The following is a 13,176-nucleotide window of genomic DNA, read 5'->3' on the forward strand; positions in this document are numbered from 1 at the left end:
ACCCTCAGGCCGGTGTCAGGCGCTCCACGCCCTTCTCGGTGCCCAAGAGCAGCACATCGGCACCGCGCGCGGCGAACAGGCCGTTGGTGACCACGCCGACGATGGCGTTGAGACGTGCCTCCATGGCCACCGGATCATCGATCATGAACTCGAAGCAGTCGATGATCTGGTTGCCGTTGTCGGTCACCACGCCCTGGCGGTAGACCGGGTCGGCACCCAGCTTGACCAGCTCGCGCGCCACGTAGGAGCGGGCCATGGGAATTACCTCTACCGGCAGCGGGAAGGCGCCGAGGCGCTCGACCCGCTTCGAGCCATCGGCGATGCAGATGAAGCGCTCGGCGCAAGCGGCCAAGATCTTCTCACGGGTCAGCGCCGCACCGCCTCCCTTGATCATGTGCAAGTAAGCGTTCACTTCGTCTGCGCCGTCGATATAGAAAGGTACCGTCCCGACGTGGTTGAGTTCGAACACCTCGATACCATGGCCGCGCAGGCGCTCGGCGCTGGCCTCGGAGCTGGCCACGGCGCCCTTGAAGTCGTGGCGCAGCCGAGCGAGGCGGTCGATGAACAGGTTGGCGGTGGAGCCGGTGCCGATGCCGAGAATGGTGTCGCGCTCGAGTCTTGGTTCGACCTCCGCGATGGCGGCGGCGGCCACGGCGTCCTTCAGTTCGTCCTGGGTCATGTCTTGCTCGCATCAGTGAGTGGCGGGTGCGGCGCCATTATAGGCCAGGCGAGGCCTGCTGCCGATGCGTACGCTGGACGGCGAGGCGGCAGAGATGCTACCTATAGGGGTTCTCTGCAGTGCAGCAGACGCTGCCGCCCCTCTGCGCCACTTTCCTCCGGGACATCAGGATGCTCGAAGCTACCGTCAAGAAGATCCTCCAGGCTCACGTCTACGAAGCCGCACGTGAAACACCCATTTCCCCGGCCCCCTTCCTGTCACGGCGTTTCAACAACCAGATTCTGATCAAGCGCGAGGACCTGCAGCCGGTCTATTCGTTCAAGATTCGCGGCGCTTACAACAAGATGGCGCAGCTCACCGAGGAGCAGAAGGCCAAGGGCGTCATCGCCGCCTCGGCCGGCAACCATGCCCAGGGCCTGGCCATGGCGGCCAGGCTGATGGGCGTCAAGGCGGTTATCGTCATGCCGCGCATCACCCCGGAGATCAAGGTGCAGGCGGTACGCGCCCGGGGCGCCAAGGTCGTGCTCAAGGGCGATGCCTTCGCGGCCGCCGCCGAACATGCCCAGGAGCTGATCGCCGAGCATGGCTACACCTACATTCCTCCCTTCGACGACATCGACGTGATCGCCGGCCAGGGTACCGTGGCCATGGAGATCCTGCGCCAGCACAGCGGGCCGTTGGATGCCATCTTCGTGCCAGTGGGCGGCGGCGGGCTGATCGCCGGCGTGGCAGCCTACGTCAAGTATCTGCGTCCAGACATCAAGGTGATCGGCGTCGAAGCCGAGGACAGTGCCTGCCTCAAGGCGGCACTGGCCGCCGGCAGACGCGTGACGCTCGATCAGGTCGGCGTGTTCGCCGAAGGGGTGGCGGTAGCGCAGATCGGCAAGGTACCGTTCAAGATCATGCGCGAGCTGGTCGACGACGTCATCACCGTCAATGCCGACGAGATGTGCGCCGCGGTCAAGGACATCTTCGACGATACCCGGGCGGTATCGGAGACCTCGGGTGCGCTGTCACTGGCCGGGCTAAAGAAGTACATCCAGCAGACCGGCGTCGAGGGCCAGACCCTGCTGTGCATCAACTCGGGGGCCAATACCAACTTCGACCGCCTGCAGCACATTGCCGAGCGTACCGAACTCGGCGAGCAGCGTGAGGCGATCCTGGCGGTAACCATTCCCGAGCGGCCGGGCAGCTTCAAGAAGTTCTGCCGAACGGTCGGCAAGCGCATGGTGACCGAGTTCAACTATCGCTACGCCGATCCCGAGGAGGCGCACATCTTCGTCGGGGTGCAGGTCAAGCCAGGTGGCGAGGACCGCCAGTTGATGATCGACAAGCTGCGTGAAGCCGGTTATCCGGTGGTCGATCTCACCGACAACGAGCTGGCCAAGCTGCACATTCGCCATCTCGGTGGCGGCCGGCCCAAGGAACACTTCGATGAGGAAGTCTATCGCTTCGAATTTCCTGAGCGTCCCGGCGCCTTGATGAACTTCCTCACCCACCTGCCCCAGGACTGGAACATCTCACTGTTTCACTACCGTAACCACGGGGCTGCCTTCGGCCGCGTACTGGTTGGTATGCAGGTACCCAATGGCGACCGCTCCCACGTCGAGGAGTACTTCGACGAGATCGGCTACCGCTACTGGAAGGAGTCGGATAACGACGCCTACCGTCTATTCATGGCCTGAACGTGAGAAGTTACCGTTGGTAAGCGACGACTTACGCTAAAGCCTCGAATTGGCCTGGGTTTCATTATGTAATCATTGCTTGAACCGGTTGTCATCAACGCGTCACAGGCCCTATAGTCGGCGCTGTCGCGGGCCCTTGCGACGCTGTTCAAACAAGGCAACGTCAGGAGCAGGTAACAATGAAGCGTAAGCCCGATCTGGTCATGGCACTGGTGCTGGCATTCGGCATTGGTGTAGTGGTCACCGGCTATGCCCAGGCGCTGGCAGGCGGCTGAGTCGGCAGACAGTGCCATGAGCAGATACTATCAGGACCGGTCGAAGCCAGGCTTCGGCCGGTTTTTTTGTATTCACGTTTTGCTACAGGCCGTTCTCGACGGCCGCTTGGCGAGTATTTCAGGGACGAACCACCTGCATATCACTGACGATCGCATCCAGCGGCACGTCCCAGGACGCCGTCGGCAGGCGGTCCACCCGCTGGCAATCGTGGGCCAGGCCAATCAGCGTAGGTCGAGGACCGGGGCGGCGGGTAAAGGCCAGGCTGCGGTCGTAGAAGCCGCCGCCCATTCCCATGCGCTGGCCCCGATCATCGAAGCCCACCAGCGGCAGCAGAATCAGGTCCAGTGCCCAGGTCGCCAGTCGACGGGCGCGGTGAGCGCCATGGCGCGTTTGCGGTTCCGGTATGCCGAAGCGGTTGCGCCGCATGGGGGTACCAGGATGGTAATGCACGAACCAAAGGCTGTTTTCCGACAGCGGCTTCAGTACGGGCAGGTAGACACGCACCCCGCGGCGGGTCAGCCAGGGGATCAGCGGCCGGGGGTCGATTTCGCCATCGTTGGGCAGGTAGAGTGCCACGCGTCTGGCACGGCGCACCTCGGGCAATTGGCGTAAGCGTCGACACAGGGCACGGTCGGCCAGATGCCGCTGCTGTGGGCTCAGCGTTCGCCGCCGATGGCGCAGCGCCTGGCGCAGTTGGCGCCGAGAAGCGAAGTCTTCGCTGACGAGAGGGTCGTGCAGGGCGTGCATGATAAGGTGGAGTTCCCCAGAGTGCCGCTGTCGTTCTGGCCCTTGAACCCTTGGTTCAAGGTGGGTGGTCGCAGCCGAACCGTCAGGCTTTCCGACGCACGGACATGCACACGGGTCCGGCTAGCAAATGACCGCCCTGGGTATTGCTCATAGGCTCGAGGGACTTCAACGACTGGCCAACACCCCAGGGAACATCTTCATCCTATCAGAGCTCACGAGCAGGTCCAATGTCATTCGGTGGAAGTTATGTTACCCGTCACCGCACCTGCCATGGCCTGCTCGAGGCGCTCGCTCATCCGATCGAGCTGCTGCTCCTCGCTGCGCCGCGTATCCAGCACCTCGAGCAGTTCATGGGTGATGTTCAACGCGGCCATGAGTGCCACGCGTTCGCTGCCGAGCAGATTGTTCTGGGAATGAATGCCTTGCATGGCCCGATCGAGATAGCGGGCGGCCCGTTCCAGCTTACGCTCTTCGCCGGTGTTGCAGGCGAACACATAGTGCCGGCCTAGCAGGGTCACCTGCGCGGTGGGGCGAGTGGCGTCATCGCTCATGGAGGGCTCCGGTGTCGGCTTGTTGGCCCGATGCGTTAACATCCGATGGAACAGGACACATCAATTCAGTCGTCCACTATAAGAGAGCCCTTCGCAGGCGGTCAACGCAGCGAGCCCTGCAGGAGGCAACTCACCGCTATTCGATAAGGGATTCTTCGCATGTCACCGATCGATGATCGTCCGGATTTTTCCACCCTGGCGGACCTCTTCCTCTCTCATGGCAGCATGCAATCGCCCGCCTTCCTCGACGGCCGGTTGTGCGCCGAGCTGGCGCTGCACGATCTTACCGCCGAAGCCTGGCTGGAGGAGGTCTGCCTGGGGCTGGGTGTCGAACAGCCCCGCGACCGCGAGAGTGCCGAGGGACTTCTGGCCTGGCGTCGCCAGACCCTGGAAGCCCTTGCCGACAGCGCTCTCAACTACGAGCCACTGCTGCCCGACGAGCTGTTCTCACTGGCCGAGCATGCCCGTGGCCTGCAGGAGTGGACGCTCGGCTTCCTGGAAGTCATCGCCGATGCCGGCAACGAACCGCGTGAGAACTGGTCCGCGGCATTGCGCGAGGCCGTGGATGACCTCGCCGGAATCGCCGACATCGAGACCGATATCGATGACAGCGCCGAGAACGAGAACGACCTCTTCGCGCTGACCGAGCATGCCCGCATGGCGGCGATGCTGCTGTACACCGAGCAGCACCCCGGGCAGCCGCAGGTGGAAAGCAGCGAGCCCACCCGCCACTAAGGAAACACTGCACAAATGCCTACGCGAGCGAATCGCCGCGTTGCGCGGTGCCGAAGCGTCGGACCGTCGGAATCCTCACATATATCCCATATGCTCCGGTTCCTGTGCTTCGTGCGCCTTGCGCTTCATCTCGCTCGCCGATTTGTTCAGCGCTTCCCTACGACTTTCATTTCCGGAGCACGCAAGGAGACATGATGCTGTCCGATCCCCTTCCCCGCCCCGCGCCGATCGGCAACGACGAGTACCGTGCCCGTCGAGAGGCGTTGATGAAACAGCTGCCGGCGGAGAGTGCCGTGCTTCTGCTCGGCGCCTCGCTCGTCACTCGCTCACGTGATAGTGATTACCCCTTCCGCCAGAACAGCGACTTTCACTACCTCACCGGCTTTCCGGAGCCAGATGCCCTGCTGTTGCTGCTGCCGGGACGCAGCGAAGGCGAAAGCGTGCTGTTCTGTCAGGATCGCGATCCGAGCCTGGAGGCCTGGACAGGCATTAGGCTGGGGGCCGAAGGCGCCTTGCGCGTGCACGCGGTCGATCAGGCCTTCGAGAATGTCGATCGCGATGAGCACCTCGAGGCGCTGCTCGACGGCCGCACCAGTCTCTACCTGATGCTCGATGACGCCGAGGCCATGGCCTTGGCCGATGACGTGCGCGCACGCCTTGCCGCCCGGGTTCGCCGCGGCGCACAACCTCCTCGGAGCTACGTCGACCTGGCCCCGCTGTTGCACGAGCAGCGGCTGACCAAGAGCGAGGCGGAGCTCGAACTCATGCGCCACGCGGCCAAGCTCTCGGCTCGGGCGCACCGACGCGCCATGCGCACGGCCCACCCCGGCCTTGCCGAATACCACCTCCAGGCTGAACTGGAGCATGAATTCCACTGGCACGGCGCCAGCGGGCCGGCCTATGCCAGCATCGTGGGTGGCGGTGCTAACGCCTGTGTGCTGCACTACATCGAGAATAACGCGCCGTTACACGACGGCGAACTGGTGTTGATCGACGCCGGCGCCGAGTTCGATCTCTATGCCGGCGACATCACCCGCACATTCCCGGTCGGTGGCCGCTTCAGCGATGCCCAGCGTGAAGTGTACGAGGTGGTGCTGGCGGCCCAGGAACGCGCCATAGCCGCCGTCAGGCCCGGCGTCACCCTGGCCGAGCTGCACGAGGGCGTCGTGCGCGACCTCACCGCCGGACTGGTCCGGCTGGGCCTGCTCGCGGGCGAGGTCGAGTCGCGCATCGAGGACGAGAGCTACAAGCGCTTCTATCTGCACTCGACCTCGCACTGGCTGGGACTCGACGTCCATGACGTGGGCAGCTATCGCATCGAGGGCAAGCCACGGCCGCTGGTGCCGGGCATGGTATTGACGGTGGAGCCCGGCTTGTACCTCCCGGCCGACGAGGATCTCCCTCAGCGGTTTCGCGGCATCGGCATTCGGATCGAGGACGATGTCGTGGTAACGGCCGAAGGACATGAGGTACTGACCGCCGAAGTGCCCAAGCGAGTAACGGAAATCGAGGCCCTGATGGCGAAGAAATGAGCAGGGAGAGAGGTGGTTTCTAATGAAATTACGTAATTTACGTTACGCTATGGCGGGCCGTAGCAGCGGCCCTCGCGCATGACAGTGGAGACCGGGCGTCAGGTCGATATCGCCATCGTCGGAGGTGGTCTGGTGGGGGCCAGCCTGGCCTGCGCCCTGGCCCCGTTGATCGAGCGTCACGGCCTGACGGTTGCCGTGATCGAGACGGCTCCCATCCTCGACAGCACCGCGGCGCCCTGGCAGCCCAGCTTCGATGCACGCTCAAGCGCGATTGCCCAAGGCTCGGCGGAGCGCTTTCGCGCCATGGGTCTGTGGCCGACGATGGCCGAGCAGGCGGCACCCATCCTGCGTATCCACGTCAGCGAAAGAGGCCGCCTGGGCGTGACCCGGCTCACCGCGGCCGAACTCGACAAGACGGCACTGGGTTACGTCATTCCCAATGCATGGATGGGACGCGTGCTGCATCGACGCCTGGCTGAGCTGCCCCTCGATTGGCACTGTCCGGCCAGCGTGGAGACGATCGTGCCCGAGGCGGAGGGATATCGACTCGCTCTCTCCAATGGCTGTACGCTGCGGGCCGGCCTGACGGTGCTGGCCGATGGTGGGCGCTCGGGGCTCAAGGAGCAGTTGGGCATCGGCAGCGACTCGGCGCCATACGACCAGGTAGCGCTGATTGCCAACGTCGAGATGAGCCAGCCCCACGATGGTGTCGCCTACGAGCGCTTCACCCGGGAGGGGCCGATTGCCCTGTTGCCGCTGACAGGGCAACAGATGACGCTGATCTGGACCCACACCGCAGGGCGTGAAAAAGCCCGGTTGGCGCTCGGCGATGGCGATTTCCTGACTGAATTGCAGCGGGCCTTCGGCGACCGGGCCGGGCGCTTCCGTCGCGTCGGCAGTCGGCATGCCTATCCGCTGACGCTGGTCACGGCGCGGGAAACCATTCGCCCGGGGTTAGCAGTGCTGGGGAATGCCGCCCATTCGCTGCATCCAGTGGCCGGGCAGGGCTTCAATCTGGCGCTGCGCGGTGTGACCGACCTGGTGGCCGCGCTGGAGCAGGCGCTGGCCAGCGGCGAGTCGCTCGGCGGTATGCTTGCCCTGCGTGACTTCGAGGCCAGGCGCATCGTCGATCGGCATCAGGTGATCCGCTTCAGCGATGGCCTGGTACGCCTGTTCGGTGTTGATAATGGCCTGCTGGCGCATGCCCGCGCGGCGGGGCTGGTAGGGCTCAACCTGATCGGTCCGCTGCGCCGGGGGTTGGCACGCCGAGCCATGGGCCTGGAGCGCTGAGGCGACATCGAGATCACGGACCGTACAGGGCCGGCTGCGGACGGCCGAGAGCGAGAGAGTGAGCAATGACGAAAACGGCGGAACAGCCGACAACGCACTTCGAGGTCATCGTGGTGGGCGGTGGCATGGTAGGCGCCGCACTGGCGGCGCTGCTGGGTCAGGCGGGAGTCGCGGTGGCACTGCTCGACGCGCGCCGCGCGCCGCTGGCCGCCGAAGCGGTGGGAAGGGGGCTACCGGCGATGCGCGTCAGTGCCTTGACGCCGGTCTCCCAACGGCTGCTCGAAGGCCTCGGGGCCTGGTCCTGGATGGCGGCACGCCGGGTGACTCCCTACCGCTTCATGCAGGTATGGGACGGTGAGGGCAGCGGTGAGGTGAGTTTCTCGGCGGAGCAGGCCGGCGTGCCGCTGCTCGGACATATCGTCGAGAACGACGTGATCCTGGCGGCCCTCGAGAGGAGGCTGGCCGAACTCCACACGGTCTCCGTGCAGCTGGGCACGCGGGTGACCGGATTGCACGAGGGGACTGCGGGGCGTGAGGTGGCGCTCGAGGACGGCCGTCTGCTGTTGGCGCCACTGGTGGTGGCGGCCGATGGTGCGCACTCGCCGCTCCGCGAAAGCGCGGGAATCACGGTGCAGGCGCAAGATACAGGCCATGTGGCCGTGGTGACCACGGTGCATACCGAGTGCAATCATGGCGGCGTGGCGCGCCAGGTCTTCCTGGCCACGGGTCCGCTGGCGTTCCTGCCGCTGACGGTGGCGGGCGACGAGCGCTACTGCTCGATCGTCTGGTCGACCTCGCCCGAGGAGGCCGCACGATTGACGGCGCTTACTCCCGAGGCGCTGGGCCGTGAACTGGAATCAGCCTTCGAGGCTCGGCTGGGCGCGGTGGAAGTCGTCGACCGCGCATTGGCGGTGCCGCTGACCCAGCGTCATGCCGAGCATTACGTGCAGACCGGCTTCGCCCTGGTGGGCGATGCGGCCCACAGCATCCATCCGCTGGCGGGGCAGGGCGTGAACCTGGGGCTGATGGATGCCGCGGTGCTGGCCGAGGAACTGCTCGTCGCACGCCGTCGCGGTATTCCCTTGGGAGAGTTGCGCATGTTGGAGCGTTATTCGCGCCGTCGCCGTGGCGACAACGCCGCGATGCTGGCGCTGATGGACGGCTTTCGCCTGTTGTTCGGGGCCCGTCATCCGGCGTTGACACTGCTGCGTAACCTGGGGCTTTCCGGTGTCGATCGGCTCACGCCGGTCAAGCGGGTGATCATGCAGCAGGCGATCGGCCAGCGAGGAACGCTGCCGACCTCCTGTCGCTGAGCGGCAGCCCTAGCGTTCGCGGCGCTCCAGGACGTTGAGCGCCTTGAGCAGGTTGAGCGCCTCACCGAGCTGGTAGTCCTCGCGCAGGCGCTCGGCCAGCTCGCGGTCGGTCGTCCGCGCCTCGCTGCTGGAGCGCAGATGGCCTTCCAGGTCGGCCTCGCGCAGCTGGCGGCTGCCCTCGGTTACTTCGACCCGGCCGCGTACGACGGTGACGTCGGGCTCGATGCCGAGCGCCTGGATCGAGCGACCGTTGGGCGTGTAGTAGAGCGCCGTGGTCAGCTTCAGCCCCTCGCCATTGCCCAGCGGCATGACCTGTTGCACCGAGCCCTTGCCGAAGCTCTCGGTGCCCATGATCACGCCGCGGCGCTGGTCCTGCAGCGCTCCGGCGACGATTTCCGCCGCCGAGGCACTGCCGCTATTGATCAACACCACCAGCGGCACGTCGGGGGCCGCCGTCTCGCGGCTGGCCGAAAAGCGCATCTGGGTATCGGGCAGGCGGCCTTCGGTGTACACCACCAGGCCGCTCTCGAGGAAGGCGTCGGCCACGGCCACGGCGGCCTGCAGCACGCCGCCGGGGTTGTTGCGCAGGTCCAGAATCAGGCCCTGCAATGCGCCGTCGCGTTCCAGCCGGCGGATGGCAGCGTCGACTTGTTCGCCGGTGCGGCTCTGGAACTGGCTGACGCGCAGGTAGCCGTAGCCGCTTTCCAGGATTTCGCTGCGCACGCTTTCGGTACGAATGTTCTCTCGGGTCAGCGTCACGTCGAGGGGGGCATCTTCGCCGCTGCGCAGAATGGTAAGGTCAATCTCGCTGCCCGCCTCGCCACGCATCAGGGTCACGGCCTCCTGTAGCGACAGGCCTTCGGTGGGCGTGCCGTCGATGCTCAGGATGACGTCACGGGCCTGCAGGCCGGCGCGTGCGGCAGGGGTGTCGTCGATCGGCGTGATCACCGTCAGACGCCCATCCTCGAGGCCGACCTCGATGCCGATACCGCCGAATTCGCCCTCGGTCGACTCCCGCAGGCTCTGGAACTCTTCGCTGTCGAGGTAGGCGGAGTGGGGGTCGAGCTCGCTGAGCATACCGCGCATGGCGTTGCGCAGCAGCGTGCTGTCGTCGACCTCCTCCACGTAGGCTCGTTTGATGCGCTCGAAGACTTCGGCGAAGGTCTGGATATCCTCCAGCGGCAGTTCGTCCGTCGCCGGCTCGGTTTGCGCATCGGCCGGGGCAGGCACGAGGGGCAGGGCCAGCAGCGCCGTCGGCAGCAGCGCCGCCAGCAAGCGTCGTGGTGCGGGCAGTAGGCGGGCAAGGCGTGAAGGCATGCGAACTCCGCTGTTTCGAGGCGAGGCCGTCCAGCATATCCCGTGGTCCGGGCCTTGTGAAATCTCTCTCGTCATCTGCGTGCGATCCAGGCCTGGGGGTCGATGGGGTCGCCGTTACGGCGAACTTCGAAGTAGAGCGCCGGCGTGGTATGGCCGCCACTGTTGCCTACCGTGCCGACGGCGTCGCCGCGCGCGATGGGTTGGCCGACCTCGACGCTGAAGTGCTGAAGGTGAGCATAGAGGGTCATGATGTTGTCGCCGTGATCGAGTATCAACAGGTTGCCGAAGCCCCGCATCCAGTCGGCAAACACCACGCGCCCGGCATGCACCGACTCGACTGGCGTGCCCTCCCGGGCCTCGATCAGGATGCCGTTGTGGTGTACGCCGTCGTCGCGACGGAAGCGCGAGGCGACGTTGCCCTCTACCGGCCAGGGCAGGTCGCCCTGGGTGCGTTCGATGGCCGTTGAGGGCGGCGGACGCTCCAGCCGGGCGAGCTCCTCGCGCACGCGCTCGAGCATCTGCTCTGCTTCGCTGCGATCGCGTTCGAGGCGCTCCAGGCGCGATTGCTCGTCGCTGTAGCGCGAGTCCAGCTCCGCCAGCAGGCGCTCGCGTTCGGCCACGCGTTCGGTCAGCTCACCGCTTCGCTCGGCCAGCTCGTCGGCCAGGCTATCCAGCCGCTCGCCGCGGATCTGCTGTTCGCGGCGATTCTCGGCCAGCTCGGCATCGAGCCGGGCGATCTCGTCGAGCCGCTCATTGCGTGCCCGAGCCAGGCGATTCAGATAGGTCTGTAGCCGGTCGAGCCGGGCCGGGTCGTCCTGATTGAGCAGCAACTTGAGCTGTGGCGTGAGGCCCAGGCGGTAGAGTGCATCCAGTTGAACATTGAGCGCCTCGACCTGTTCGGCGCGCTCGTCCTGCAGCGCGCCACGGGCGGACTCGAGTGCGTCGATCTCGTCGGCGAGGCGGCGGCGGTCGGCCTGGATGGCGTCCAGCCGGCGGTGAGTCTCGGCCAGGGCGGTTTCCACGTCGCGCAACTCACGGGAGGCCTCGTCCTGGGCCTGGCGCGTCTGGCCGAGGCGCCGGTTGACCGCCTGGATTTCGCTGCCGATGGCGTCGAGACGCTCGCGAGCATCCCGTTCGCTGGGCTGGGCGCTGGCCAGCTCCGTCAGCAGGGCCAGGGCCACCAGCACGGCCCCCAAGGCGTGGTACTGACGGGTTCGGGTCATGGCAGGCAGGGCTTGTGCTCGATCATGCCGGCTCGATCAGCACCCGTCCGCTCATCTCCTCGGGAATCGGCTGGTCCATCATGGTCAGCAGCGTCGGTGCGATGTCGCACAGACGGCCATCGTCGAGCAGCCGGACGGCACGCGGGCCGACATAGATCAGCGGTACCTCGAAGGTGGTGTGGGCGGTCTGGGTCACGCCGGTGGCGGGATTGACCATCTGCTCGGCGTTGCCGTGGTCGGCGGTGATCAGGCAGGCGCCATCGGCGCGCTCGATCGCCTTCACCACGCGGCCGACGCAGGCATCCACCGTCTCGATCGCCTTGACCGCGGCGTTGAAGTCGCCGGTGTGGCCGACCATGTCGCCGTTGGCGTAGTTGCACACGATCAGATCGTAGCGGCCGGAATCGATCGCCTCGACCAGGCGGTCGGTCACTTCCTCGGCGCTCATTTCCGGCTTCTCGTCGTAGGTCTTGACGTCCTGCGGCGAGGGCACCAGCACGCGGGTTTCGCCCTCGAACTCGGCTTCACGACCGCCGGAGAAGAAGAAGGTGACGTGGGCGTACTTCTCGGTTTCGGCGATGCGCAGTTGGGTCAGGCCGCGGCTTTCCATCACTTCGCCCAGGGTGTTGTGCAGATCGGCCGGCGGGAAGGCGGCAGGGGCGGGAATGTCGGCGGCGTACTGGGTCAGCGTGACCAGGCTGCCACCGGCCAGCGTCGGGCGCGCGCGGCGCGTAAAGCCGCTGAAACCGTCCTCGACGAAGGCGCGGGTGAGCTCGCGTGCGCGGTCGGCGCGGAAGTTCATGAAGATCGCGGCGTCGCCGTCGGCGATAGGCGCCGGCCCCTCGCCATCGCGGATGACGGTGGCAGAGACGAATTCGTCGTTCTCGCCGCGCTCGTAGGCGGCGCGCAGGCCCTGTTCGGCGCTGGAGGCCTCGAATTCGCCGACGCCTTCGGTGAGCAGCCGATAGGCCTTTTCGACGCGATCCCAGCGGTTGTCGCGGTCCATGGCGAAGTAGCGGCCGATGACCGAGGCGACGAAGCCGTTGTCGGCACCGACCAGCTCGGCGAGCCGGGCGTTGGTGCGCTCGATGGAGGCCAGCGCGCTGCGCGGCGCCGTATCGCGGCCATCGAGGAAGCCATGCACGTAGATGCGCTGGGCGCCGCGGCGGGTGGCCAGTTCGGCCATAGCCAGAATATGGTCCTCATGGCTGTGCACGCCGCCCGGCGAGAGCAGGCCCAGCAGATGCACGGCACGGCCTGCGGTCACGGCCGCATCGATGGCGTCGGTCAGCGCCGCGATGATGTCGAGGTCACCGTCCTCGATCGCCTTGGTGATCCGGGTGAGTTCCTGATACACCACCCGGCCCGCACCCAGGTTCATGTGGCCGACCTCGGAGTTGCCCATCTGCCCTTCGGGCAGGCCCACGTACTTGCCGTCGGTGTGCAGCAGCGCATGGGGGCGCTCCTGCCACAGGCGATCCATGTTAGGGGTGCGCGCGGCGGCCACGGCATTGTCGGTGGGGTCGGGGTTGTGACCGTATCCATCGAGAATGATCAGGGCGACAGGGCGTGGGGCGGTCTGGGTCGTCATGGGGATGTGGGCCTCTTGAGCGTGATGGGCGCGACAGCGGGCCGTCCGGGAGGCTGTCCGCACCTGCCTGGCTTGCTGCAAAAACGTGGCGGCGGGGTCCTGCGTCGATTCCGGACCGCTCGAGACAGGCGCCTGGACGACGGGGGTCGCGACTTGAGTCGGCTTGCGGCATCATAACGCACGGTCAGGCGAGCGTCATGGTCCCGGCTCATCGTCGGCGGGTCATGCCGCGGGGTG

11 protein-coding genes and 1 other RNA gene are annotated in these 13,176 nt (G+C 66.0%); 5 read left to right on the forward strand and 7 right to left on the reverse strand.

Features of this window, described 5'->3' with window-relative positions; translation table 11 throughout:
- Nucleotides 1-4 precede the first annotated feature (4 nt).
- On the reverse strand, nt 5-679 hold the full coding sequence (gene rpiA / locus HNO52_RS00095) for a ribose-5-phosphate isomerase RpiA (protein WP_197567073.1): 675 nt from the start codon (nt 677-679) through the stop codon (nt 5-7).
- 170 nt (nt 680-849) lie between these two features.
- Between rpiA and ilvA the strand changes: the two genes are divergently transcribed.
- Nucleotides 850-2,364 carry a threonine ammonia-lyase, biosynthetic gene (gene ilvA, locus HNO52_RS00100; RefSeq protein WP_197567074.1) on the forward strand — a complete coding sequence of 505 codons (1,515 nt, stop codon included), beginning with the start codon at nt 850-852 and terminating at the stop codon, nt 2,362-2,364.
- A 393-nt stretch (nt 2,365-2,757) separates the two neighbouring features.
- Here ilvA and HNO52_RS00105 read toward each other — a convergent pair whose 3' ends face one another.
- The 3 genes from HNO52_RS00105 to HNO52_RS00115 form a co-directional block, all read right to left on the reverse strand.
- Nucleotides 2,758-3,387 carry a 5-formyltetrahydrofolate cyclo-ligase gene (locus HNO52_RS00105; RefSeq protein ID WP_197567075.1) on the reverse strand — a complete coding sequence of 210 codons (630 nt, stop codon included), beginning with the start codon at nt 3,385-3,387 and terminating at the stop codon, nt 2,758-2,760.
- A gap of 9 nt (nt 3,388-3,396) precedes the next feature.
- Nucleotides 3,397-3,581: non-coding RNA, 6S RNA (ssrS, locus tag HNO52_RS00110), on the reverse strand.
- 36 nt (nt 3,582-3,617) lie between these two features.
- Nucleotides 3,618-3,938: a cell division protein ZapA gene (locus HNO52_RS00115; RefSeq protein WP_197567076.1), complete on the reverse strand. Its 321-nt coding sequence runs from the start codon at nt 3,936-3,938 to the stop codon at nt 3,618-3,620.
- 159 nt (nt 3,939-4,097) lie between these two features.
- Between HNO52_RS00115 and HNO52_RS00120 the strand changes: the two genes are divergently transcribed.
- From HNO52_RS00120 to HNO52_RS00135, 4 genes are all read left to right on the forward strand, one after another.
- The gene (locus HNO52_RS00120) at nt 4,098-4,673 is read left to right on the forward strand and encodes a UPF0149 family protein (protein ID WP_197567077.1); all 576 of its coding nucleotides are present in this window, start codon (nt 4,098-4,100) and stop codon (nt 4,671-4,673) included.
- A gap of 194 nt (nt 4,674-4,867) precedes the next feature.
- Entirely contained in the window at nt 4,868-6,205 is a 1,338-nt protein-coding gene (gene pepP / locus HNO52_RS00125) for a Xaa-Pro aminopeptidase (RefSeq protein WP_197567078.1), read from the forward strand.
- Between the two features lie 78 nt (nt 6,206-6,283).
- Nucleotides 6,284-7,495 (forward strand): 2-octaprenyl-6-methoxyphenyl hydroxylase, encoded by a 1,212-nt coding sequence (gene ubiH, locus HNO52_RS00130; RefSeq protein WP_197567079.1) that lies wholly within the window; start codon nt 6,284-6,286, stop codon nt 7,493-7,495.
- 65 nt (nt 7,496-7,560) lie between these two features.
- Nucleotides 7,561-8,808, forward strand: coding sequence for a UbiH/UbiF/VisC/COQ6 family ubiquinone biosynthesis hydroxylase (locus HNO52_RS00135; RefSeq protein WP_197567080.1), 1,248 nt, complete (start codon nt 7,561-7,563; stop codon nt 8,806-8,808).
- A 9-nt stretch (nt 8,809-8,817) separates the two neighbouring features.
- Here the strand turns inward: HNO52_RS00135 and HNO52_RS00140 are convergent, their stop codons facing one another.
- The 3 genes from HNO52_RS00140 to gpmI all read right to left on the reverse strand — a co-directional run bounded on the left by HNO52_RS00140 (nt 8,818) and on the right by gpmI (nt 12,939).
- A complete protein-coding gene (locus HNO52_RS00140) occupies nt 8,818-10,125 on the reverse strand; it encodes a S41 family peptidase (RefSeq protein WP_197567081.1) in 1,308 nt (435 codons plus the stop codon).
- Nucleotides 10,126-10,196: 71 nt separating this feature from the next.
- Nucleotides 10,197-11,348 (reverse strand): murein hydrolase activator EnvC family protein, encoded by a 1,152-nt coding sequence (locus HNO52_RS00145; protein ID WP_197567082.1) that lies wholly within the window; start codon nt 11,346-11,348, stop codon nt 10,197-10,199.
- Between the two features lie 22 nt (nt 11,349-11,370).
- On the reverse strand, nt 11,371-12,939 hold the full coding sequence (gene gpmI, locus HNO52_RS00150; RefSeq protein WP_197567083.1) for a 2,3-bisphosphoglycerate-independent phosphoglycerate mutase: 1,569 nt from the start codon (nt 12,937-12,939) through the stop codon (nt 11,371-11,373).
- Nucleotides 12,940-13,176: the final 237 nt, after the last annotated feature.

Origin of the sequence: Halomonas sp. MCCC 1A13316 (assembly GCF_014931605.1) — a bacterium.
Classification (GTDB): Bacteria; Pseudomonadota; Gammaproteobacteria; order Pseudomonadales; family Halomonadaceae; genus Halomonas.